The organism is Mangrovimonas xylaniphaga (assembly GCF_001280435.1).
In the GTDB taxonomy this organism is placed as follows: Bacteria; Bacteroidota; Bacteroidia; order Flavobacteriales; family Flavobacteriaceae; genus Mangrovimonas_A; species Mangrovimonas_A xylaniphaga.
In genome coordinates, this window is the sequence record NZ_LBIP01000013.1 from 260,209 (window position 1) to 284,959 (window position 24,751).

17 protein-coding genes are annotated in these 24,751 nt (G+C 37.0%); 14 read left to right on the forward strand and 3 right to left on the reverse strand.

Annotated elements, in window-relative coordinates; all coding sequences use genetic code 11:
- Nucleotides 1-4: 4 nt before the first annotated feature.
- From ZA06_RS01290 to uvrB, 4 genes are all read left to right on the forward strand, one after another.
- A complete protein-coding gene (locus ZA06_RS01290) occupies nucleotides 5-2,452 on the forward strand; it encodes a T9SS type B sorting domain-containing protein (protein WP_053975606.1) in 2,448 nt (815 codons plus the stop codon).
- A 44-nt stretch (nucleotides 2,453-2,496) separates the two neighbouring features.
- On the forward strand, nucleotides 2,497-4,287 hold the full coding sequence (locus ZA06_RS01295) for a gliding motility-associated C-terminal domain-containing protein (RefSeq protein WP_053975607.1): 1,791 nt from the start codon (nucleotides 2,497-2,499) through the stop codon (nucleotides 4,285-4,287).
- 137 nt (nucleotides 4,288-4,424) lie between these two features.
- Nucleotides 4,425-9,269 carry a T9SS type B sorting domain-containing protein gene (locus tag ZA06_RS01300; RefSeq protein WP_053975608.1) on the forward strand — a complete coding sequence of 1,615 codons (4,845 nt, stop codon included), beginning with the start codon at nucleotides 4,425-4,427 and terminating at the stop codon, nucleotides 9,267-9,269.
- Nucleotides 9,270-9,366: 97 nt separating this feature from the next.
- On the forward strand, nucleotides 9,367-11,370 hold the full coding sequence (gene uvrB, locus ZA06_RS01305; protein WP_053975609.1) for an excinuclease ABC subunit UvrB: 2,004 nt from the start codon (nucleotides 9,367-9,369) through the stop codon (nucleotides 11,368-11,370).
- Nucleotides 11,371-11,375: 5 nt separating this feature from the next.
- Here the strand turns inward: uvrB and ZA06_RS01310 are convergent, their stop codons facing one another.
- Nucleotides 11,376-11,777: a hypothetical protein gene (locus tag ZA06_RS01310; RefSeq protein ID WP_053975610.1), complete on the reverse strand. Its 402-nt coding sequence runs from the start codon at nucleotides 11,775-11,777 to the stop codon at nucleotides 11,376-11,378.
- Between the two features lie 271 nt (nucleotides 11,778-12,048).
- Here ZA06_RS01310 and ZA06_RS01315 point away from each other — a divergent pair, with 271 nt between their 5' ends.
- Nucleotides 12,049-12,681 carry an alpha/beta hydrolase gene (locus tag ZA06_RS01315; protein ID WP_240472186.1) on the forward strand — a complete coding sequence of 211 codons (633 nt, stop codon included), beginning with the start codon at nucleotides 12,049-12,051 and terminating at the stop codon, nucleotides 12,679-12,681.
- Between the two features lie 185 nt (nucleotides 12,682-12,866).
- Nucleotides 12,867-13,130: a DUF1456 family protein gene (locus tag ZA06_RS01320; RefSeq protein WP_053975611.1), complete on the forward strand. Its 264-nt coding sequence runs from the start codon at nucleotides 12,867-12,869 to the stop codon at nucleotides 13,128-13,130.
- A 43-nt stretch (nucleotides 13,131-13,173) separates the two neighbouring features.
- Here ZA06_RS01320 and ZA06_RS01325 read toward each other — a convergent pair whose 3' ends face one another.
- Together ZA06_RS01325 and sucC are read right to left on the reverse strand one after the other, a co-directional pair.
- A complete protein-coding gene (locus ZA06_RS01325; protein WP_053975612.1) occupies nucleotides 13,174-13,530 on the reverse strand; it encodes a hypothetical protein in 357 nt (118 codons plus the stop codon).
- A 173-nt stretch (nucleotides 13,531-13,703) separates the two neighbouring features.
- Nucleotides 13,704-14,894, reverse strand: coding sequence for an ADP-forming succinate--CoA ligase subunit beta (gene sucC / locus ZA06_RS01330; RefSeq protein WP_053975613.1), 1,191 nt, complete (start codon nucleotides 14,892-14,894; stop codon nucleotides 13,704-13,706).
- Nucleotides 14,895-15,106: 212 nt separating this feature from the next.
- On the opposite strand from sucC, the gene lysA reads away from it, so the two are divergent.
- The 8 genes from lysA to ZA06_RS01375 all read left to right on the forward strand — a co-directional run bounded on the left by lysA (nucleotide 15,107) and on the right by ZA06_RS01375 (nucleotide 24,596).
- On the forward strand, nucleotides 15,107-16,312 hold the full coding sequence (gene lysA / locus ZA06_RS01335) for a diaminopimelate decarboxylase (protein ID WP_053975614.1): 1,206 nt from the start codon (nucleotides 15,107-15,109) through the stop codon (nucleotides 16,310-16,312).
- A 99-nt stretch (nucleotides 16,313-16,411) separates the two neighbouring features.
- On the forward strand, nucleotides 16,412-17,497 hold the full coding sequence (locus ZA06_RS01340) for an aromatic ring-hydroxylating oxygenase subunit alpha (protein ID WP_053975615.1): 1,086 nt from the start codon (nucleotides 16,412-16,414) through the stop codon (nucleotides 17,495-17,497).
- 11 nt (nucleotides 17,498-17,508) lie between these two features.
- Nucleotides 17,509-18,558 (forward strand): AI-2E family transporter, encoded by a 1,050-nt coding sequence (locus ZA06_RS01345; RefSeq protein ID WP_053975616.1) that lies wholly within the window; start codon nucleotides 17,509-17,511, stop codon nucleotides 18,556-18,558.
- A gap of 638 nt (nucleotides 18,559-19,196) precedes the next feature.
- On the forward strand, nucleotides 19,197-19,859 hold the full coding sequence (locus ZA06_RS01355) for a hypothetical protein (protein WP_053975618.1): 663 nt from the start codon (nucleotides 19,197-19,199) through the stop codon (nucleotides 19,857-19,859).
- A 9-nt stretch (nucleotides 19,860-19,868) separates the two neighbouring features.
- Entirely contained in the window at nucleotides 19,869-21,230 is a 1,362-nt protein-coding gene (locus tag ZA06_RS01360; protein ID WP_053975619.1) for an MFS transporter, read from the forward strand.
- Between the two features lie 209 nt (nucleotides 21,231-21,439).
- Nucleotides 21,440-22,780, forward strand: a complete 1,341-nt coding sequence (locus ZA06_RS01365) for a DUF418 domain-containing protein (protein WP_053975620.1) — start codon at nucleotides 21,440-21,442, stop codon at nucleotides 22,778-22,780.
- A gap of 96 nt (nucleotides 22,781-22,876) precedes the next feature.
- Nucleotides 22,877-24,058: a DUF1624 domain-containing protein gene (locus ZA06_RS01370; RefSeq protein ID WP_053975621.1), complete on the forward strand. Its 1,182-nt coding sequence runs from the start codon at nucleotides 22,877-22,879 to the stop codon at nucleotides 24,056-24,058.
- Between the two features lie 202 nt (nucleotides 24,059-24,260).
- Nucleotides 24,261-24,596 (forward strand): hypothetical protein, encoded by a 336-nt coding sequence (locus ZA06_RS01375; protein ID WP_053975622.1) that lies wholly within the window; start codon nucleotides 24,261-24,263, stop codon nucleotides 24,594-24,596.
- Nucleotides 24,597-24,751: the final 155 nt, after the last annotated feature.

Below are 24,751 nucleotides of genomic sequence, written 5' to 3' on the forward strand. Positions count from 1 at the left end.
CTTTATGAATAATACCCCGAAACACTTACTGTTAACCTTAATATTACTACTATTTTTCAGAAATACTTTTTCACAAGAACCTACAGACTGTTTCGACTCGGTGACAATATGTGGCAACTCCAATCTCAATCTGAACGTAAATGGTGTGGGCATCCAAGAACTATTCAGCTCAAATAGTTGTAGTGGACAAGAGAACAATAGTATTTGGCTAAAAGTTACAGTAACAACGAATGGGACATTGGGCTTTACCTTAACTCCAAATAGCACAAATATTTCTGAGGATTATGATTTTTTTGTTTTTGGCCCCAATGTATCGTGTGACAACTTGGGACAAGCCATAAGGTGCTCTACCACAAATCCATCAAATGCCAACCTGAGTAGCAATACTACAGGTATGAATGCAACTGAATCAGACACTTCAGAAGGACCAGGCCCTGACGGGAACAGCTTTGTTAAACAATTAAATGTCAATACAGGAGACACCTACTATATCGTAATAGATAGGCCTATAGGAGTTAGCCCATTTAGTTTGGAATGGACTGGAACAGCTGAATTTTATGAACCTCCTACCAACCAAGTAGTTTCAAATATTAATTTAAATATGGAGACCTGTGACGACCTCCTTCCTTTTGATGACGGACTTGCCACTTTTGATCTTGAAGCCAATTCAACCGCTATTATTGGAAAACAAACTAATACAACCGTTAGTTATTACGAAAATGAAAGTGATGCCAATATTGGAGAAGCCTTTTCTTTAGGAGGCATTTATACCAACAAAAGGAATCCGCAAACCATATATTTCAGAATCACCAATACTATCACAAATTGTTACACTTTGGGGGAATTCAATTTAAAAGTAAATCCCAGCCCTGACTTCAACCCTCCTTCAGATTTGGAAAGTTGTGATAATATAGAAGATGGGGATGCTACCAATGGGCAAACAATTTTTGACCTGGGAATTATTACTAACGAAATCATTCAAGGGTTCGAAGAACAAAACTTAAAAGTTTCCTATCATGAAACACTCGATGATGCCGAAAGCGAAAATAAAAATCTATCTGCAGAATACTTTAATTCAGTTCCTGATTCCCAGGAAATTTTTATCAGGATTGAAGACCCTTTCAATCCTGATTGTAAGATAATAACTTCATGTTACCTTATTGTAAATCCAATTCCTGTAGCTAATGATACCTCTTTAATCCAATGTGATGAGAATTCTAAGACAGATGGATTAACCTTATTCAATTTAACCGAAGCTGAAGAAATTATTACCGGAGGTTCTCCAAATAGAACAATTCAATACTTCCTATCCGAGTCTGACATTTCTTCAGACAACACTATCCTCAATCCAGAGGAATTCAATAATTCCCTTAATCCCCAAAACATCTTTGTTAAGATTACCGATACCAATACTGGATGTACCAATACCGCAATCTTAACGATAGAAGTCAGTACAACTTCTACCAACAGTACAATTCTGAAAGTCTGTGATAATGATGGTACAGAAGATGGCTTTTATAATTTTATTCTCAGTGATGCTTCCGAAGCAATTTTAAATGGACTTCCTTCTAATTTGGATTTAAAATTTTACGAAACTTATCAAGATGCCCTCTTAAAAACAGATCCGCTACCAGACAACTTTACCAATTCAATACCTTATTCTCAAACTATCTTTGCGCGGGTGGAAATTAATAATGGATGCTATGGTATTTCAGAGGTCTTACTTGAAGTCTTAGAACTCCCTAATCTTGAAACAGAATATGAAACCTTTTATTGCCTCAATTTACATCCAGAAACTTTAACCCTTACTAGCGGTGTTATTGATGGCTTACCTCTAAACTACAATTACACTTGGTCTACGGGTGAAACCACAGAATCCATTATTGTAGATTCCCCTGGCACATACACTGTAAGAGTTTCCAATACATTAGGATGCTTTAAGAAGCGTATTATTACAGTCTTACCCTCTAATACAGCCACAATAGAATCCATTGAAGTAATTGATGCTTCTGAGAACAACCTTATTACTGTGTTTGTGACTGGTGATGGGGACTATGAATTTGCTTTAGAGGATATTGATGGACCTTACCAAGATAGTCCTACTTTTACCAACATAGAAGCAGGGCTTCATACCGCCTATGTCAGGGATAAAAACGGTTGTGGGATAACAGAAAAAACAGTTTCCGTTATTGGTTTTCCAAAATTCTTTACCCCAAATGGAGATGGGTATAATGATTTCTGGCAAGTGAAAGGTATTAGCCCACAATTTCAAGCTAATAGCACTATCTACATTTTCGATAGGTATGGTCAACTAGTTAAAGAACTTACCCCTCTAAGTTCTGGTTGGGACGGCACATTTAATGGCAAACCATTGCCTTCTAACGATTATTGGTTTTCAGTAACATTGGAAGATGGCCGAACTTTCACTAGTCATTTTACTTTAAAACTATAGTATTTTAGTTAAATTTCACTAAATTAACAACTTAAAGCCGACCTATGAGAAGTAAACAATTACTAAATTGCCTCATACTTTTCTGCTATAACACCTACTGCTTTGGACAAGATATTTCATTATACAAGCAATTTAATGGACGGTACGACTATACAGCCATTGGAAACACCCTTAATCTTGTAGAAAATGGTACTGATGACCCTTGTGAAATTTTAACCTCTTCTTCCGCATCTTTAAATTTAAATCCGAACCAAAATATTATTGCTGCCTATTTATATTGGGCTGGAAGTGGACCTGGAGATTTCGAGATTAAAGTTAATGATATAGATATTATAGCTGAACGAAAATTTTCAAACATTTTTTCTAATAATGACTCTGAATTAGCCTTTTTTGCAGCTTTTACAGATGTCACTTCAATATTTCTGGAAAATGGTTCTGGAGAATATAATATATCAGACCTTGATGTTTCCAAAGAAATTCCATCATATTGTCCTACGGGCACAAACTTTGCGGGTTGGGCCATTGTAATCATATTTAAGGATAACAATCTCCCTCTAAATCAACTAAACGTTTATGACGGCTTGCAAAGTGTTCCTGATATGCTAAGCATTAAGTTAGATAACTTAAATGTTCTGGACAATGAAGGTTCAAAAATAGGATTCATTGCATGGGAAGGTGATGCTTCTTTAGCTGTCAGTGAACAGTTAACAATCAATGGAAAAGTTATAGGAAATCCTCCTTTAAACCCTCCCAACAATGCCTTCAATGGTACAAACAGCTTTACAGGTTCATCAAACTTGTACAACATGGATATTGATGTTTACAATCTTAAAAATAACATCGCCATAGGAGATTCTTCCGCAATCATAGAGCTCACTTCAGGCCAAGACCTTGTAATAATCAATAATATCATCACAGTTTTAAACAATCAGCTTCCAGATGCTAAAATTACCTTAGATAGCTACACTTTAGAATGTGATGATAGGGGTATTGAAATTACCTATACGGTTTTCAATACCAAATCAACAGACATCCTTCCTGCCAATACGCCAATAGCCTTATATGCCAATTCGGTTTTAGTAGGTCAAAGCTATACACTTAACAACATTCCTATTGATGGTTCAGAATCAAACACTATCACAATACTTATACCCGAAAGCGTTGAAGATGATTTTATCCTAACTTTATCTGTTGATGACACCGGTGTAAACTCGGGAATTGTTACAGAACTGAATGAAGAAAACAATACGGAAAACACTTATATTGAACTGTTAATCGTTCCTCCTCCTGAAGTCTTACAGACAAACGTGGCCTGTGACGAAGGATTTGACACAGCCTATTTCAACTTAGAAGAAATACTCGAAAGTTTACCTCTAAATTCTGAAACCTATTCATTTTATACTTCCTTGGAAGATCTAAAAAATAGGGAAAATGAAATTTTCAATACCAATAATTATTCCAATATCATTAACCCCCAAACAATTTTTGTTAAAGTTGAAAACGATTATTGCTACACCATTTACAGTTTTGATATTTTAGTTGAAAATTGCCCCCCTTTTATTCCAGAAGGGTTCTCTCCCAATTCAGATGGTTTGAATGATTGGTTTAATATTCAAGGCCTTTATGATATCTTTGAAAAACATAAACTAAAAATCTTTAACAGAAACGGTGTCTTAATTTTTGAAGGCAACAATACAACTCCTTGGGAAGGTAGATCTAACAGAGGCTTAAATAATGTTGGCAATCTTATGCCTGTAGGAACCTACTATTACATTTTAGATTTAAATGATCCTAACTATAAAGACATCGCCGGATGGGTATATGTTAATTACTGATAATTATATCCAGCATTTAGTCGCTTTTTTTTGCTGTTCATCTAATTTTCAGTACTTTTGCGCCCTAAACAACTAGCTTCAATCGTTATACATGTCACTATCAGCATGAGTCTCATGGAAAGCTATAACCCCTAGTCATGAAAACATTCAAAACTTTCTTTCTAATCTTTGCCTGTTTTTTATGTAATCCCATATTTTCCCAGCAAATTTCTGTAGACAACTCATACTCTGCTCAAAAACTTATTGAAGATATATTAGTACAGGGGTGTGTTGAAATTTCCAACGTAACTTCTCAAATAAATGGGAGTGTTAATGGGTTTCAAAGTTTTGGATATTTTGAAAAATCCTCTTCAAATTTTCCATTCCAAAAAGGAATTATTTTGTCTACCGGCAATGCTACCTCAGCAGGAAATACTCCTAACTCTAATATTTTAAATGAAGGGGAGCCTAATTGGGGTGCAGACACAGATTTGGAAAACGCATTGAATATTAACGGTACTGTTAATGCTACTTCCTTAGAATTTGATTTTGTATCTATTTCCAACCAAATACAATTCAATTATATTTTAGCATCCGAAGAATATATTGACCATTACCCATGTCAAAATTCTGATGGATTTGCATTTTTAATCAAAGAAACTGGCAGCACAGGACCTTATACAAATATAGCGGTAATCCCTGGAACTTCCACTCCTGTAAATACCAATACCATTCACGATGAAATTTCAGGCTATGCAATGGGAAATAATTGTCCCTCCGAAAATGAGGAATACTTTGCAGGATACAGTATAGGAGATACTAATTTTAATGGCCGCACTACTGTTATGACAGCGACAGCCTCCATTACTCCCAATGTGCAATATCATGTTAAATTGGTTATTGCTGATCAAACCGATGAAAATTACGATTCTGCAGTTTTTATAGAAGGAAATAGTTTCAATACGAATGTAGACTTGGGAGATGACCTTACCACCTGTGCCGCTTCGGAAATCTTAAATGGAGATATTCACAATCCTATAGCTGTGTACTCTTGGTATTTGGATGACTCCCTTATTTCTGGAGAAAAACAACCTACACTTAACGTAACCGAATCAGGGACATATAAAGTAGTTATTGAAATCCCTATTTCCAATAGCACTTGTCTAATTGAAGACACTGTAATCATAAATCTGAGCTCTACCCAAACAGCTAGCCCCATAGGTGATTTTGAAATTTGTGACGATCCTAGCAACAATGGAATCGAAACATTTGATTTAAATTCAATGAATAATGTCGTTTTAGAATCTGTGCCGCAATCAAACTATGCTATATCCTATCATTATTCACAGACAGATGCCGAAAACAATACAACTCCAATAACAGCTCCAATACAAAACACAACTAGCCCAGAAGCTATTTACGTAAGAATTGAAGATATTGATAATGGATGCTTGGCCTATAGCAGTTTTAATCTAGTAGTCAATCCACTTCCTGTAATTGTAGACCCTACAGATCTTTTGGTATGCGATGATAGTAATCCTGATGATTTGACAAGCATTGATCTAACAGAAAAAAACGAAGAAATAACCTCTGGACAAAGTAATTTGGAAGTAACTTACCATTACTCTCAAGCCGATGCAAATTCAGGAGATAATCCTTTACCTTCTCCTTACACTAACACAAATCCCATAGAGCAGCTCTTTGTTAGGGTAATTGATTCTCAAACAGGTTGCGCCTCTACAACAACTCTTGACATTATAATAAAAAGCAATCCTGTTATTAATTCGGAAGATTTATATATCGATGCCTGTGATACAGAACACGACGGTTACGCCACATTCGACCTAAATACCATTATTGATGAAGTCCTGAATGGTCTTACAGGAGTATCCTCCACATTTCACGAAACTTATGAAGATGCACTTTTAGGAGACAACCCTATTCCAAACCCTTCTAGTTACGACAACGAAGATTTTGAAGTACAAACTGTTTACATTCGGGTAGTAGATGATATCACCGGCTGCGCCTCAGTAACCTCTTTTGAAATCCACCCAAACCTGTTACTAACTGGAACTAATATCCAAGATATCTCAGTTTGTGATATCAGTAATGATGGTTATGAAGATTTTGATTTAAGTAGTATAGCAATGGTCATTGCCAATAATATTCCAGACGTGACTATCGCTTTTTACCTATTCGAAAGTGATAGAGAAAATAAAATTGGTGAATTAAATCAAAATGAGCCTTTCACCCCAACAGAATATCCTCAAAAATTGTATCTGACTATTAGTAGCCCTACCTGCGAAGAATATGCAGAAATAGAACTATTTATAACTGGCATCAATGAATTTGAATCTATTGGAAACAAAGAATATTGCGATGACGATCAAGATGGTTTCACTTTAATAGACCTAACTTCTTTTGACAGCCTTGTAACAGCAGGACAATCGGAGTATACAGTAAGTTATTTTGCCACCAAAGCTGACGCTGAAGCCAACTTGCATGCACTTCCAAATGAGTACACCAATACCTCGAACCCTCAAACTTTCTACACAAGGATTCGTTTTGATGAAACAGGTTGCACCTCTACTAACTCATTTCAAGTAACTGTATTACTAGCTCCTACCACCAATACCCCTTCACCAATTAAAATTTGTGATGATGATGAGGATGGAATACACATAGTTAATCTTACTTCAAAAATTTCTGAGATAATTTCCGATACTTCAAACAAAACTATTACATTCCATAATAGCTTTGAAGATGCTGATACTGGAGCTGAACCTATTCTGGAACCAAACAATTATACTACAAATACTAAAACTTTATATGTAAGGGTTGAAAATGGAGACAGTTCATGTTTCTCTATAGAACCTTTAGATATCTACATTAATACTTTACCCCAAATATCAACAACAATTAGTGACTATAAAATTTGTGAACAAGACAGTGATGACATCGGAGATTTTAGCTTTATAACAAAAGACGATGAAATTTTAAATGGACAGACAGGTAAACAAGTTCTGTATTTTACATCTCTATCTGATGCTGAAAACAGAAATGCCGCTATTGACAAAAATGCTCCTTACCAAAATACAAGCAATCCCCAGATTATCTATATAAGAATGGAAAACATTACCGATCAAGATTGCTTCATCACTTCTTCTTTTTCCATAGAAATGGGCACTAACCCTCAGTTCAATAAGCCAATTGATTGGTTTGTGTGTGACGATATTGCCAATGATGGATTTGAAGAGTTCGACCTTAATGAAAAAATCATTGAAATTACCCAAGGTATAGATGAAACTATTGACGTTACTTTCCATCTTACTTTAGCTGATGCCGAAAGCGGAAATAAACCTCTTCCCCGAAATTATACCAATACCACCAATCCACAAACAATTTTTGCAAACCTTAACAACGGAACTTTCTGTAATTCAATAACAAGCTTTGAACTAAATGTCATACAAGCGCCAGAGGCAAACCCCGCCTTACCTCTAGTGCAATGTGATACAGACAATGATGGTATTGTTACTTTTGACTTAACACAAACAGAGGTAGATATTTTAGATGTAAGACAGGAAAACATTATCATTTCCTATTATGAAACTTTAGAAGACTTGGACAATGAGGCCTACGAAATCCTTGACCCTACTTTTTATAACAATGTAACCACCCCGCAAACCGTCTATTTTAGAATCACCAATACAGTCTCTGGTTGTTATTTGGCCATCCCAATTGATCTTATAGTCAATCTACCTCCTCCTATAAATCAAATAGAAAATATTGAAATCTGTGAAAACGAAAACAACTACTATGATCTTAATGAAACAAACAGTTTACTGCTGAACGACACCAATGGAGTTACTTTCAACTATTTTAAAACAGCAGAAGATGCCCAGAATAATATAAATCCTATTTCTACAGAGTACACTTATCAATCTTATAATGATACAATTCATGTTAGAGCTGAATATAATGAGACAGGTTGTGTCAGCACCTACTCCTTTATATTGAATGTAAATGAATTGCCCAATGTAAACACCCCTCCAGATTTGGAAGATTGCGATGATGATTATGATGGTTTTTTAACTTTTGATCTTTCCGGACAGGATACTACTATTTTAGGAGCTCAAGACCCTACAAAATTCTCAGTCACTTACTATTCAGATGAAGTATACGCCAGTGCTAGAAAAAATGCACTTAGCCAACCTTCCAATTTACAAGATCAACAGATAGTCTATTCCAGAGTAGAAAACAACGAAACAGGTTGTTTTAGCATTACTCAATTCAAGGTTTTTGTTAATCCAAAACCTATTGTTGAGATCCCAAACCAAGCTATCTGTTTAGATAATTTACCATTAGTTATTGACGCCAACACCTCTGTGGAGGGAGATACTTACCTCTGGTCTACAGGAGACACAACCGCCGAAATTGAAATTGACGAAATAGGTATTTACTCTGTTACTGTAACCACATTGGATGGATGTAGTACTACAAGTGAGTTTACAATCACCGAATCTGAGAAAGCTAATATAGAATTTACTGAAGTTTTGGACTTCTCAGATCCTAATAATGTGACTGTAACCGTAAGCGGAATTGGGGACTATCTTTATCAATGGGATGATGAGGAACCTCAGGAATCCAATGTCTTTGAAAATGTCACCTATGGATACCATACTATCACCGTAATTGATTTGAATGGATGTTCTGAAGTTAGCAAAGAAATTGTGGTCGTGGATGCTCCAAAGTTCATGACACCAAATCACGATGGATATGCAGATACATGGCATATTGCAGGAGTGGAAACATTACCTGGCACTATCGTTTATATATATGACCGATTTGGAAAACTGCTCAAACAACTATCGTCAGACTCAGAAGGTTGGGACGGTACTTACAATGGCCATTTAATGCCCGCGTCAGATTATTGGTTTGTGGCCAATGTAAAACGCGGAGATATTGAATTTGAAGTCCGTGGGCATTTTGCGCTTCGTCGATAGATATTTCTTAAATACCACCTGTTAAATTTATGCCAATCATCGCTTTATAGCCCTCATTTCTTTTTGTTCACGCAATGCAAACGTGTAAATTTGCGCTATGCGTTTCAAAATAAAATCAGAATTTGGTCCTACCGGGGATCAACCTCAAGCCATTAAACAACTGGTTGCGGGTATTGAAGGAAGTGACAGATACCAAACTCTTTTGGGAGTAACGGGCTCTGGTAAAACTTTTACTGTTGCCAACGTTATTGAAGAAGTTCAACGACCTACCCTGGTGTTGGCCCATAACAAAACTTTGGCCGCTCAATTGTATTCGGAATTCAAGCAGTTTTTTCCTGACAATGCCGTAGAATATTTTGTTTCGTATTACGATTATTACCAACCTGAAGCTTATATCCCTGTAACGGGAGTTTATATAGAAAAGGATCTTTCCATTAACGAGGAAATCGAAAAAATGCGTTTGAGCGCGACCTCTTCCCTGCTTTCAGGAAGGCGAGACGTATTAGTGGTTGCCTCGGTTTCGTGTTTGTATGGTATTGGGAACCCTGTGGAGTTTCAAAAGAATGTCATTTCATTGGAAAGGGACCAAATAATTTCTCGAACCAAATTACTTCACATGTTGGTGCAAAGCTTGTACTCACGTACCGAAGCTGAATTCAACCATGGAAATTTCAGAATAAAAGGAGATACTGTTGATATCTTCCCTAGTTACGACGATCATGCTTTTAGAATCCATTTTTTTGGGGATGAAATTGAGGATATCGAAGCTTTTAATGTTCAGACCAACGAAGTGCTTGAAAGATACGACAGACTCAATATTTACCCTGCCAATATGTTCGTGACATCACCAGATGTTTTGCAAGGGGCTATTAAAAATATCCAAGACGATTTGGTAAAACAGTATGATTATTTTACAGAAATTGGCAAACATTTAGAAGCAAAACGCCTTAAGGAACGTACGGAATTTGACCTTGAAATGATTAGGGAATTGGGCTATTGTTCTGGAATTGAAAACTATTCAAGGTATTTGGATGGTCGAGAGCCCGGAACACGTCCGTTCTGCCTTTTAGACTATTTCCCAGACGACTATTTGATGGTTGTGGATGAAAGCCACGTGACCATTTCCCAAGTACATGCCATGTATGGAGGTGACCGAAGCCGGAAAGAGAATTTGGTAGAATACGGATTTAGATTGCCCGCTGCCATGGACAACCGCCCTTTAAAGTTTGAAGAATTTGAAGCGCTTCAAAACCAAGTCATCTATGTAAGTGCTACGCCTGCAGACTATGAATTGGAAAAATCAGGAGGTGCTTATGTAGAACAGGTGATTCGTCCAACAGGATTGTTGGATCCTATTATCGAGGTTCGTCCAAGTTTAAATCAAATTGATGATTTGATAGAAGAAATACAACAACGGGTTGAAAAGGACGAACGTACTTTGGTAACGACCCTTACCAAACGTATGGCGGAAGAGTTGACCAAATATTTAGACCGTATCCAAATCCGTTGCCGTTATATCCATAGTGATGTAGACACCTTGGAACGAGTTGAAATCATGCAGGATTTAAGAAAGGGGTTATTTGATGTATTAGTGGGTGTCAATCTTCTTCGTGAGGGTCTTGACCTTCCAGAAGTTTCCTTGGTAGCCATTTTGGATGCGGACAAGGAAGGTTTCCTAAGATCCAACCGCTCTCTAACCCAAACCGTTGGTAGAGCGGCAAGGAATGTAAATGGTAAAGCTATTATGTACGCCGATAAAATCACTGGAAGCATGCAAAAAACCATTGACGAAACCAACTATCGTCGCGAAAAGCAAATTGCCTACAACACCAAACATAAGCTTACCCCAAAACCACTTAATAAAAGTTTAGACAATGTACTCACCAAAAATTCTGTGAGCACATACAGCTACGAGCTCAAAGCTGCCAAGGCTGCCGAACCTGAAAGCGAATACTTATCCAAAGCAGAATTGGAGAAGAAAATTCGAGATAAAAGAAAGCTTATGGAAGACGCTGCAAAAGCTTTAGACTTTATGCTAGCTGCGCAGTTTAGGGATGAAATTAAGGCCTATCAAACCAAATTGGACGCCTTAAAAGTATAATACCATTAATTATACTGAATCTTAAATATATCTATTAAGAAATCTGGAGGAACAATTTTATTGGGAAAACTTTCCATCAAGTCCAACACTTTATTAATGGACTCATGACTTAAACCCATTCGTAATCCAAAATTGTGGAGTTTTCTCAATTCTTTTCTGGATATTTCATTGTCCAAATTCATCAAAAGTACCAATCGGTGGAATTGAACAATACGTTCGCTATGCGACTTTAAATGTACATAGGTAACGGGGTGCTTAAAAAGATAATCGAAATCTTCCCTAGAAATATCCAATTGCTTGGCTACACCCAAAAGGAATTTATATTCAATAATCTTCATATTGTCATCTGCTTGAGCAAAAGCAATCATCTCCGAAAGTAAGCTCAATTTTTCAACACGGTTTATCATACCTAAGGGATCTAATATTTTACTTCATTTAAAATTAGAAAGATATTATTTTTGATCATCGTTGATTTATAGTCTGTTATCGAAAAAAAAAATACCGTTCGTCCTCCTTTTTTTACGTTGGTATGCTATCAATCATTTAATATGTTGGAAATCAGCAATTTACATAATTTATCCGGAAACGACGAATAATAAATTGTAAAAATCAAAGTTCGATAAACGGCACTGTAGTTATTTGCCTAAATTTGTAAAGTTCTTTTTCCAGAAGTTTCTAATGAAGGTCATTTTAGCCATCCATATTTATATTTTAATCGCCGTTTGCTCGTTAACTGTCAACGCACAGAGCACTGCTTCTAAAAATGTCTCGCATTTCACAATAGAAGCTCCGCAATTGAATATGACAAAAAAAATATGGATTTACCTTCCTAGCTCCTATAACAGCTCAAAAGAAACCTATCCAGTAATTTATATGGCTGATGGCCAAAATCTGTTTGATAATGAAACGTCTTATGTTGGCGAATGGGGTGTTGATGAATTTATGGATAGCCTTATAACCAAACAATCCATTGTTGTAGGAATTGAACATGGCAATGCCAAACGCCTCGACGAACTCACTCCTTATGCAAATTCAGAATACGGGGGAGGAAACGGAGACAACTACCTCGATTTTGTTATCAACACACTTAAGCCCTATATAGACCAACATTACAAAACAAAGTCCAATGCTCAATTTACTACCTTCTGGGGATCTTCCCTTGGAGGGCTTATGGCCTTTTACGCAGTAGTAAAGTATCCTGAGGTCTTTGGAAATGCAGGCGTTTTTCCCCTTCATTTTGGTATAGTGAAGAGATTTACGATTTTGCAAGAGCAGCACAAATTCCAAACAGCTCAAGGTTTTACTTTTTAATAGGAACCGAAGAAAGTGACACTGGGGTAACAGATCAAAACAAAATGATAACTCTCCTTAAATCACAGGGTGTTACAGAAGAAAACATAGTAAATAAAATAATTGATGGCGGCCAGCATAATGAAGCTTTTTGGAAATCACAATTTGCTGAAGCCTACAATTGGCTAATTAAAAATTAAAGAATTATGACTAATAACGATATATTCAAAAAATTGAGAGTAGCCCTAAAATTAAGGGATGAAGAAATTGTAAAAATTCTGGATTTGGTAGACTTTAGAATTTCAAAAAGCGAATTGGGCGCTTTTTTCAGAAAAGAAGACCATCCTAAATACATGGAATGCGGCGATCAAATTCTTCGCAACTTTTTAAATGGATTGATTATTCATATGCGTGGACCGATGCCTGACAAAACTAATAAGCAACAAAATAACCCTACAAAAAACTCCTAAACAAAAGTTGCTTAGGAGTTTTTCAAACATTCGGTAAAATTATTTACTCTTCTACATCCAGTTTTATTGGGACCAAAAAGGTTTGTTTTTTGTTGTAGATATTAAAAGGTAACTTTTTATAATTTAAACGTTCCTTTACAAATTCTTCTACAGCCTCATTTGGGCTGTCTACAGAAAGTACGACAATTTCGTTATCATGGTTAAAAGTAATTGTAGCGTAAGCCATTACATCTTCTTCCAACACAAAATTTGGTTCTACCAAAAAATGGTTAATTTCATTTGAAATTGCAGTTGCTTCAGCACTTTTCGTTGTGGCAGTTGTTTTTGGCGATGTACTTGCCATAAGTACACTACTGGAGATAATTGCTACCGCCAATAAAAGCCCTTTAATTGTTTTCATAAATGTTCGATTTTAAATGATTGATACTTAATAGACTATAAGTAAGCAAAAATGTTACACTTAAATCGAGTTATTAACGCCACCTTAACGACTTTTAACATTATTAACAAAAAAAGACTGAAACCTATAAGGCTTCAGTCTTCTTCATATATAATATTATAAGCGGTTTTGCCTTACGACAAAACTTGTTGTACTTTATCGGCAGCTTCTTGGAATTCAGTTGCACTCAATACATCCAATCCTGAATTGTCAATCAATTCCTTGGCAATGTCTGCATTGGTTCCTTGAAGACGTACAATAATTGGCACATTGATAGTTCCCATGTTCTTGTAAGCATCAATAACTCCTTGAGCAACTCTATCACAACGTACAATACCTCCAAAGATATTAATTAAGATAGCTTTAACATTAGGGTCTTTCAAGATAATTTTGAAAGCAGCTTCAACACGAGCAGCATCAGCAGTACCTCCTACGTCCAAGAAGTTTGCAGGCTCACCTCCAGCTTGCTTAATCAAATCCATAGTTGCCATGGCCAATCCAGCTCCATTTACCATACATCCCACGTTTCCATCCAAATCAACGTAATTCAAACCAACTTCCTTAGCTTCAACTTCAATTGGGTTTTCCTCACGTAAGTCTCTTAAGTTTACATAATCCTTGTGTCTGTAAAGTGCATTGTCATCGATAGTCACCTTAGCATCTACAGCCATGATTTTGTCATCACTTGTTTTCAATACTGGGTTGATCTCAAATAAAGAAGCATCAGATTTTACATAAGCAGTATACAAACTTGCAACGAACTTAGTCATTTCTTTAAAAGCGTTTCCAGACAATCCTAAGTTGAAAGCAATACGTCTTGCTTGGAATGGCATAAGTCCAACAGCTGGATCTACTTCTTCAGTAAAAATTAAGTGTGGAGTTTCTTCAGCAACAGTTTCAATATCCATACCTCCTTCGGTAGAATACATGATCATGTTACGACCAGTACCACGGTTTAACAACACAGAAATGTAGAATTCTTCTGGCTCGCTAGCTCCTGGATAGTAAACATCCTCAGCAACCAATACTTGGTGTACTTTTTTCCCTTCGCCCGAAGTTTGTGGGGTGATCAAATTCATTCCAATGATTTGACCTGCCAACTGCTCAACTTCCTGAAGGTTTTTGGCCAACTTTACACCTCCTCCTTTTCCACGTCCACCCGCATGGATCTGTGCTTTAATCACATGCCATCCGGTTCCAGTCTCAGCGGTTAGTTGTTTTGCTGCAGCAACAGCCTCTTGAGCGTTTTGGGCTACGATACCTCTTTGGACACGCACTCCAAAACTGCTTAATATTTCTTTTCCTTGATACTCGTGTAAATTCATCTGTTATAATCTATTTGTTATCTCCTAAAAGAGAATCACTTTTTAAATTTATGGTGAACAAAAGTAAACAACCTATAACTTTTTACCAATAATTTTTAAAGGAAGTATTCCTAGGTTAAAAAAGTTGCATAAAGAAGCGTTAATACGCCTTGGTTTATGGTCTTAATAAGAAATTCTTTTGTTAGTTTTGCGGCGTCTTAAAAAATTTTAAAATGAAAACAAACACCTTACTTGAAATCGCTCAGAATTTTGGGAGTCCAGTTTATGTTTATGATGCTGAAAAAATTGCTTCCCAGTATAAACGTTTAACATCTGCGTTTAGTAAGGTGAAACAGTTGAAAATCAACTATGCTGCTAAAGCACTTTCCAACATTTCCGTTTTAAAGTTGTTGAACAGCTTAGGCTCTGGCTTGGATACTGTTTCCATTCAAGAGGTGAAATTAGGATTGGCCGCTGGATTTACTCCAGAGCGTATCATTTTCACTCCAAATGGTGTATCCTTGGAAGAAATTGAGGAAGCTGCTAAATTGGGAGTACAAATCAATATTGACAACCTTTCAATTTTGGAGCAATTTGGGACCATTCACCCAAAGACGCCAGTTTGTATCAGAATCAATCCTCATGTGATGGCCGGTGGAAACACCAACATTTCTGTAGGGCATATTGATAGTAAATTTGGAATTTCAATTCATCAAATCCCGCACATCCTTCGCATTGTTGAAAATACCCAAATGACCATTAACGGTATCCACATGCATACAGGAAGTGACATTTTGGACATTGATGTATTCCTATATGCAAGTGAAATATTATTCGATACCGCTAAGCATTTTAAAAACTTGGATTTCATCGATTTTGGTTCAGGATTCAAGGTTCCTTACAAAGAGGGAGATATTGAAACCAATATAGAGGAGTTTGGTAAGAAATTGACCAAACGCTTTACTGAATTCTGTAAAGACTACGGAAAAGAATTAACCTTAGCCTTCGAACCTGGGAAGTTTCTGGTGAGCGAATCTGGATTTTTCCTAACCAAAGTAAACGCTATCAAGCAAACCACCTCTACAGTATTTGCTCAAGTAGATACAGGATTCAACCATTTGATTCGCCCAATGCTTTACGGGGCACAACACGAAATTGTCAACCTTTCCAACCCTAGAGGAAAAGAACGTTTTTATTCAGTTGTGGGTTACATCTGCGAAACAGATACTTTCGCTAGCAACAGACGTATCAAGGAAATTACCGAAGGTGATATCTTGGCATTTAAAAATGCTGGGGCCTACTGTTATTCGATGGCCTCTAACTACAATTCACGTTTCCGTCCGGCCGAAGTCCTTTGGTACAAGGACGCCGCCCATCTAATTAGAAAAAGGGAAACGTTTGAGGACATTATCAAAAATCAAATAGAGATTGAATTATAAAAACAAAAAGCGCTAATTAACAAATTAGCGCTTTTTTTATATATTTATTGTACTCAAACTCATCTTATTGAGGTTAGTTTTTGCTTTTAAACCCTATTTATGACGCACAAGTTTACTATCAATAAGAACATCCACGAGGCTGAAACCCTACCCGCACATTTTTACAGAAGTCAAGACGTTTTCGACAACATTAAAGAAGACATCTTTTTACGGTCGTGGCAATGGGTAGGCGATACACAACTATTGCCCTTTGCCGAAACGGTTTATCCGTTTTACCTTTTAGACAACTATCTTTCTGAACCGTTGGTGTTGGTAAGACCCTCCGACCAAAGCATCAAGTGCTTTAGCAATGTTTGCACCCATCGAGGAAACATTGTAGTCTTAAACCCAGGGAAACAAAAGACGTTACAGTGCATGTACCATGGCCGAAGGTTCAATCTGGATGGAACTTTCAAATCCATGCCCGAGTTCGATACTGCCGAAAATTTCCCTAGGCCTTGCGACAACCTTCATGAATTCCCTGTTGCCACTTTGGACCCCTTCATTTTTGTAAGTCTCAATCCTTTGTTTGACTTCAATTCTGTATTGAATACAATGAAAGAACGCATCGGTTTTTTACCATTGCACCAATTTAAATTGAGAAACGACCTCAGCAAGGACTACCTTGTCAATTGCCATTGGGCTTTGTATTGCGACAACTATTTGGAAGGCCTTCACATTCCTTTCGTACACGATGACTTAAACAGCATTTTGGACTATGGAGATTACACCACAATTTTATATGACCACTGCAACCTCCAAATTGGATACACCAATGCAAGTGAAGAAGTTTTTGACCTTCCTAAAGAACATATAGATTTTGGCAAACAGGTCGCCGCCTATTATTATTGGATATTTCCAAACATGATGTTCAATTTTTATCCTTGGGGCTTATCTATCAATATTGTAAAACCATTAGGTTTAAACAAAACCAAAGTATCCTTTATCACCTATGTCTATGACGAAACTAAATTGGATAAGGGTGCAGGCGCACTTTTGGACAAAGTAGAACGTGAAGATGAATTTGTAGTAGAACTTGTCAACAAAGGTGTGCAATCAAGATTTTATAACACAGGAAGATTTTCTCCCACAAGGGAGCAAGGGGTCCACCACTTCCATTCCCTACTCGCTAAATATTTAAATTAATCCAACGCAATATGAAACAAATTCCGCCCTCCGTTATCCGACAGGTTTTTCTTCTTATCCTGATTACTTTTATAGCCTATCTCATTTGCTTGGAAATGATTCCTTATCTAACCGGTGTGTTGGGAGCCATAACCATTTACTTTTTATTTCAAAAATGGATGACCTATTTGGTAAAAGTAAAACGATGGGGCGTAAACGCGGCTGCTATATTCCTGATGTTCTTGTCATTTCTAATCATTCTGGTACCTGTAGCAGGTATTATTTGGATGCTGGGAAATAAGATAGGACATGCCGTGGACAACAGTACCGAAGTAATCAATGCCTTCAAGGAGCAATTTGGCAAGGTAGAAAGCTATGTGGGCTTTGATATCAACTCCCAAATAGATACGACAAAAATAACTAGCTGGTTATCTGAAAATTTGCAGGCTTTTGCTGGAGGCACCTTTAATGCGGTCATTGCGGTTGGAATCATGTACTTTATGCTGTATTACATGCTCACCAACCGTAGAGAATTGGGAACTTCCTTGAACAAATATGTTCCAATGAATAAAGAAGGTTTGGTTGAAGTTGGCAAGGAAATAAAGGCCATGGTACGATCTAACGCCTTGGGAATTCCTTTGGTAGCCATAGCCCAAGGTATTGTGGCCTTGATCGGCTTTCTCATCTTTGGAGTGGAATCGCCGTTTTTTTGGTTTGTCATTACAATTATAGGTTCCATGATTCCGTTTGTGGGGACTTTGGTTGGAATCCTCCCTGTATTTTTAATTACTCTATCCGCTGGCCATACCGTCCAAGCTTGGGGGATTCTTATTTATGGTTTTGTGATTGTTGGATCCACAGATAATATCATCCGTTTGTTTATTCTAAAAAAGCTGGATAATGTTCACCCTTTAATAACTTTGGTCGGCGTGATTGTTGGTGTACCTTTATTTGGATTTATTGGATTAATATTTGGACCATTGCTCATCAGTTTGTTCTTAATTCTAATCAAAACCTACAAAGCGCAATACGGCGCGAAAGACCCCATGGAATGGCATCATTTGCATCAAGAAAACGAATAAATTATTTTTATCAATTTAACACTTCAACTCTTTTATTCAAAACAAATAAGCCGATTCAATGAGGATATTATAATTTTCCTTACCTTTAAAATACCCTAAAGTCTTTTTAAACAATTAATTAAGGCTTGTATGACTAAACGACCAGCAGCATTGTTCGCCCTTAAAGCAGGTATAAACACCTCGAAAAATCAGCATAATGTCAGTCAGACGCTGCTTATTGAAGAATTGCATGTAGCATCTTTATTTGCTTTTGACAACTTCCGAGAGCACTTACTCGCCTTTTCTTATTTAACAACACAAAGGGCTCCCCTTCCCTTCTTTATTTCCCAAGTCATTAAATAAAAAGCACAGCCCTAATTCTGCTTAACAACACAGTCTTAACTCACTTATTTAAAGATTTTACCGCTCCAATTCACCCAATTTTTCAGTGCATTAGAACACTTACACTTGTTATGTTTTGCTAATTAATCCAAATAGATTAGGCTAACAACAGTCCTAGTCCATTGTAAATTCAATGAATTATGAAAACAAAGTATCTGTACCCCAAAAGTTCCCTACAACTCCAAAAATTTACCATTATCCTACTTCTAGTTACATTTTGCCTACCACTGTCCTTGCTTTCACAATCTAACCGTCGAATGCTGAACTTAACAGAATTTACTGTAAAAATGGGCCACAACTCCCAGTTTAAGGAAGGTGTTAAGATGTGGAAAAAATGCTACAACGATAACAACGGTACCTTTAAATGGAACATGTGGCAACGGTTTCAGGGAGAAGGCAACGTTTACGTGCTAACTAGTACCATGAATAATTGGGCTGAATTGGACAAAGACGACGAGGATACGGCCAGCAACAATTGCCGCTCAAAAGCCATGGATTTTATTTGGCCACACGTTGAAAAAGTACAGTACAATCTGGCAGAATCCATTCCCGAAATTAGTAGACCAAGTCCTTTGGAAGGTACCAAGGTTGTTTGGACCTACAATGTGAAAATTTCAGATTATTCCGCCTTTAAAGAAGTAACCAAGGAAATATCCTCTACAATGCGCAGTTCAGGTGGGGGCATTAGAGGGACTTGGTATAATGTTGTTGGTGGCGGCCCTGATGTTGCCGATTTCTTTATTGCGATTCCATTTGTAAATTTTGCTGAATTGGACAAAGACACCGATGGAGTTTGGGAGGTTTATGAAAAAGCCCATGGCAAAAAGAAAGCCGACGAGTTAAGAGCAAAATTCAGATCTGCTTTAATTTCCGATTGGGCCTATCTGTACTCTTATATGGAAGACCTTTCATCCAACTAAGGGTTTCCCATGTTTTCAAAAACCGAAAAAATTGCTTTGAAACCTTCTAAAAATAGATGGGTATTATCTGAAAGTGCACTGACAAGATATATCACCTTTTCTATTTTATATGCAGCTCAAGGAATTCCTGAAGGCATTACTTTTTTTGCAATACCCGCTTGGTTAGCCATGAATGGTAAATCACCAAGCTATATTGCAAGCTATGTGGCCGTAATAGGAATTCCATGGAGCTTCAAAATTCTTATTGCTCCAATTATGGATCGTTTTACATTTTTGCCCATGGGAAGAAAACGTCCCTGGGTTATTCTAGGCCAAATGGGACTTATTATTAGTTTTTTGTCCATCGGTTTTGTAAATAACCCACTTAACAATCTCCAAGGACTAATGATTGCCGGATTCTGCATCAGCTTCTTTGGAGCCTTTCAAGATGTTGCTACCGACGGTATGGCTGTAGATTTAGTTCCATCCAAACAACAAGCTAGGGCCAATGGCCTCATGTGGGGAACAAAAATTATTGGCACTTCTGCATCCTTAGCCATTGGCACTAGTTTGCTCAACAGTATTGGGTTCCATAAAACTATCAACTCGCTTGCTATAGTAGTGTTCTTGATCATGTTGGTTCCTATATATTGCAGAGAACGTCCTGGAGAAAAATGGATGCCATGGTCCTTAGGGGAGGCTAGTAAAGCTACTAAATCCATTCAGCTATCCAATTGGAAAACTATCTTTAAAAACCTCTCAAAAGTTGTCATACTACCCTCCAGTCTAATCTTGAGTATTTCCTCTTTTATTATTGGAATCATGTACGGCTTGATAGACACACTACTTCCCATATTTACCGTTCAGGAATTGGGTTGGACCAACACGAAATTCTCTCAAGTTTTTTCTGTTATGACCATTCTAGGAGGCTTATTGGGAATGTTTGTTGGAGGTGCTATGGTAGATTTCTTTGGAAAACTTAAAATGATGTCTTTATATCTAATATTTCTTGCAATTTTAATAATAGGTTTTGGCTTATTTCCAAGCTTATGGCATCATAAAGCAATGATTTACGGGTTTATTCTGAGCTATTATACTGGATATACGTTTTTATGTATTTCCATTTTTGCCACGGCCATGCATCTCTGTTGGAAAACAGTAGCCGCTACCCAATTTACCCTTTATATGGCGCTTAGCAATATGGGGCGCGCTTCTGGATCTGGACTATTGGGACCTTTAAAAAACAATTTGAGTTGGGAACAGGTATTTTTTGTAACCGCGCTAGCGCCTTTAATGATGCTATTCATGATTAGGTATATCAATTTTTTGAAACATAAAAAATCCATCAAAGCTTTTGTAAAAATATCCCCTGTAAAACTTGATTCCAATTAAACAATACTCACAAAACCATATGAAAACCAAACTAGACCTTCCTTACCAATCAATACTCCTCAATAACAACTTTCAAAAAGGGTGTAATCCAATTTTAAAACTTTAATCCAAAAAATTTCTTCGAATAAACCATATCAATATTAAAATGTATATCTAAAGCCTATCAGAGCGAGAAGCAATGACTGAACCCATCAAAAATCTCTAACACAATGGAAACAACTAATCAAACAATATTACAGCCGACAAAATCCAAAGAGCGAATCAATTCTTTGGATGTCATTCGAGGGGTTGCCCTTCTAGGGATTCTCTTAATGAATATCAATGGTATGGGGCTTCCCTTTGCCTATATGGACCCTACTATATCCGGTGGAGCCGAAGGCTTAAACCTAAAAGCATGGATCATGACCAATATGTTATTTGAAGGGACCATGAGAGGCCTATTCACCTTACTTTTTGGAGCAGGAGTGATTTTACTAACCTCTCGTTTGGAACGCAGTGGTGCAGGAATAAAAACTGCCGATATTTATTATAGACGTCTTTTATGGCTATTAATTTTTGGAATTATTAACGCCTACGTCTTTTTATGGCATGGAGATATTCTGTTCCATTATGCTGTGTTTGGACTTATGTTGTTTCCTTTTAGAAATACCCCGTCCAAAAAATTAATCATAGGTGGTTTGGTATTGATAAGTTTAGGGGTGGTTTGGACTTACAGTGAATATAGGGACACTCTTAAAATCAAAAAAGAAGGGCTTGAAGCCGCGTCCTTAAAAAAAGCTAACGATTCCTTGACCTCGAAACAGACAGCCGCTTTGGGAAAATGGGAAAAATTGAACACCAAAATGCCTCAAGAAAAAATCGACGAACAAATTGCAGAAATGCGCAATCCCAGTTACTGGTCCATTTTTAGTTACAAAGCTAAACACTATTCCGAACGCCAAGGCTGGTTTCTATATCGGTTTGACCTATGGGATGTTTTCAGTTATATGCTGCTGGGGATGGCATTTTTCAACCTAAGAATCTTTCACGGTGAAAAATCTTTTAAATATTATGGGGTTATGGCAATCATTGGTTATGGTATAGGGCTTTCTGTCAACTATTATGAAACTTCCCAACTTATCAAAAGCAGCTTTGACCCCATTGTAACTTCCAAAACCTTTATCACCTATGATTTGGGAAGACTATTCACAACCTTGGGCCATGTGGGGTTTATCATGCTTTTCATTAAATCCGGAATATTGGGCTTCCTTCAAAAATCTTTAGCTGCGGTAGGAAGAATGGCCTTAACCAACTATTTAGTACACAGTATTATTGTGGCCTTTATTTTTCTAGGATTTGGATTTTCACTTTATGGACAATTGGAACGCCATCAACTATATTACATCGTTTTTGCCATTTGGATTGCCCAATTAATCTACAGTCCCATTTGGTTAAAATATTTTAGATATGGCCCATTTGAATGGCTATGGCGCTCCTTGACCTATAAACAAAAACAGCCTTTTAGAATTGAAGCCAAACAACCCTTAACAGTTAAAGCGACCGAATCTTGAATTTGCATTTTCGAATGTTTCTAACAATCAACGGATTATTATGCCTATATTTATTACAGTTCCTCAAGTCTTAGGTTTAATCTCTGATAGTTGCCTATGCTCATAAAAACCAACCGAATTGAAACGATTGACCTCTTGCGGGGCGTGGTCATGGTACTCATGGCACTGGACCATACCAGGGATTATTTCCATATAGGAAATTCTATTAGCGATCCAACCGATTTGGAAACCACTACTCCATTTCTATTCTTTACGAGATTCATAACGCACTATTGTGCGCCTGTTTTTATTTTTTTGGCGGGAACTTCAGCTTTTCTTTACGGAAGTAGAAAAACAAAACCTCAACTGTTCAAATTCCTTTTTACAAGAGGCTTATGGTTGATCTTCCTGGAAATTGTTCTGAACAATCTTATCTGGCAATTCGATCCAGAATACAATTTGATTGTCCTCCAAGTTATTTGGGCCATTGGACTTTGTATGGTAGGCTTATCTTTTTTGATATTCCTCCCCAAAAAGATTCTCTTGGTTATTGGAGCTATATTGATAGCAGCCCATAATACTTTCGACAGCTTTACTTTTGAAGGGTCTAATATTCGCTCCATACTTTGGTACATATTCCATCAGCGTCAAGGCATTCCTCTTGGAGAAGACCACTTTATCATTTTTGCCTACCCTATTGCCCCATGGTTGGGCGTCATGGTTTTGGGTTATTGTTTTGGGGTGCTTTACAGTAAGGATTTTAATGCCGTTACTAGAAAAAAATGGTTACTACAATTTGGACTTTTTGCCATTGCGGCCTTTTTCATTATTCGAGGTATCAATATTTATGGTGATATGGTACCGTGGACCAAACAAAAGAACTTTGTATTTACGGTATTGTCCTTTTTCAATGTCACTAAATACCCACCATCCTTACTGTACGTACTGATCACCCTAGGGCCTGCTATGCTGTTTCTTTATGCATTTGAAGGTATCAAAACAAAAATCACGGACTTTTTTATTGTATTTGGAAGAGTGCCATTATTCTATTATTTCCTTCATGTACTGCTTATCCATGCTTTGGCCATTCTAGGCATCTTAATTTTGGGAGGCAGTTTGAGTGACCTAACAGCATCAAGAGGTGGACTTTCTCCTTCCAGTATTGCTGCGTACGGGTACTCTTTATTTGTGGTTTATATAGTCTGGAATATCATTATAGCCATTCTTTACCCTATCTGTAAAAAGTACATGAGGTACAAGGCGAAAAACAAAGCGAAATGGTGGCTCAGTTATCTATAAGGGCTTCAAATAAATGACTAAAAACAGGATAAAGAATAAAAAAACTGCAAGCTAAAACCCTTTTAAAACCTATAAAAAAAATTGAATTTCAAACATTTACACATTAATTAACCAATTCTTTAGTATATTTAATACAGTATCGCAAACCAATTATTCTCCCCATTCATAAGAACATTTTTTGTGTAACTTAAAATTTGAAATTATGAAACCCGAGGCAAACACTTGGACCAAAACCGAATTGCAAGTCTATATTCTACTGCTTTGTGCCAATGCAGATTCTCATGAATCGGAGGCTGAAATCAACCTGATCAAGTCCAAATCTTCTCCTGAGATCTTCGAGAAAATGTACCAGGAATTTTCTAGTGACACAGAAGAACAGCGTTTTGAAAAAATTGATGACACGGTACAATTGCACCACTATTCCAACATAGAATTGGCTCAGCTAAGAAGAGAAATGTACGAAGTATTTTTCTCCGACTGCAATTTTGCCATGATGGAACGCAATTTGGACAAGATTATGGATAACATTCTTTATTAAATATGGATGTTCAAGAAACATCCATATATTTCAGAAGCCTTGACATTTGGAAATCTCCCTACTTGAGTTACTGGCCACAAAATCCTTATGTCCTATTGACAACTGCCTATTACAAACTTCCTTTTTCATCCAGGCTCCTTCTCGTTTCTCTCTCG

Coding starts and splice junctions, on each gene's coding strand:
- ZA06_RS01290 (WP_053975606.1), top strand. CDS start 5: ATGAATAATACCCCGAAACACTTACTGTTAACCTTAATATTACTACTA.
- ZA06_RS01295 (WP_053975607.1), top strand. CDS start 2,497: ATGAGAAGTAAACAATTACTAAATTGCCTCATACTTTTCTGCTATAAC.
- ZA06_RS01300 (WP_053975608.1), top strand. CDS start 4,425: ATGAAAACATTCAAAACTTTCTTTCTAATCTTTGCCTGTTTTTTATGT.
- uvrB (WP_053975609.1), top strand. CDS start 9,367: ATGCGTTTCAAAATAAAATCAGAATTTGGTCCTACCGGGGATCAACCT.
- ZA06_RS01310 (WP_053975610.1), bottom strand. CDS start 11,777: ATGATAAACCGTGTTGAAAAATTGAGCTTACTTTCGGAGATGATTGCT.
- ZA06_RS01315 (WP_240472186.1), top strand. CDS start 12,049: ATGAAGGTCATTTTAGCCATCCATATTTATATTTTAATCGCCGTTTGC.
- ZA06_RS01320 (WP_053975611.1), top strand. CDS start 12,867: ATGACTAATAACGATATATTCAAAAAATTGAGAGTAGCCCTAAAATTA.
- ZA06_RS01325 (WP_053975612.1), bottom strand. CDS start 13,530: ATGAAAACAATTAAAGGGCTTTTATTGGCGGTAGCAATTATCTCCAGT.
- sucC (WP_053975613.1), bottom strand. CDS start 14,894: ATGAATTTACACGAGTATCAAGGAAAAGAAATATTAAGCAGTTTTGGA.
- lysA (WP_053975614.1), top strand. CDS start 15,107: ATGAAAACAAACACCTTACTTGAAATCGCTCAGAATTTTGGGAGTCCA.
- ZA06_RS01340 (WP_053975615.1), top strand. CDS start 16,412: ATGACGCACAAGTTTACTATCAATAAGAACATCCACGAGGCTGAAACC.
- ZA06_RS01345 (WP_053975616.1), top strand. CDS start 17,509: ATGAAACAAATTCCGCCCTCCGTTATCCGACAGGTTTTTCTTCTTATC.
- ZA06_RS01355 (WP_053975618.1), top strand. CDS start 19,197: ATGCTGAACTTAACAGAATTTACTGTAAAAATGGGCCACAACTCCCAG.
- ZA06_RS01360 (WP_053975619.1), top strand. CDS start 19,869: ATGTTTTCAAAAACCGAAAAAATTGCTTTGAAACCTTCTAAAAATAGA.
- ZA06_RS01365 (WP_053975620.1), top strand. CDS start 21,440: ATGGAAACAACTAATCAAACAATATTACAGCCGACAAAATCCAAAGAG.
- ZA06_RS01370 (WP_053975621.1), top strand. CDS start 22,877: ATGCTCATAAAAACCAACCGAATTGAAACGATTGACCTCTTGCGGGGC.
- ZA06_RS01375 (WP_053975622.1), top strand. CDS start 24,261: ATGAAACCCGAGGCAAACACTTGGACCAAAACCGAATTGCAAGTCTAT.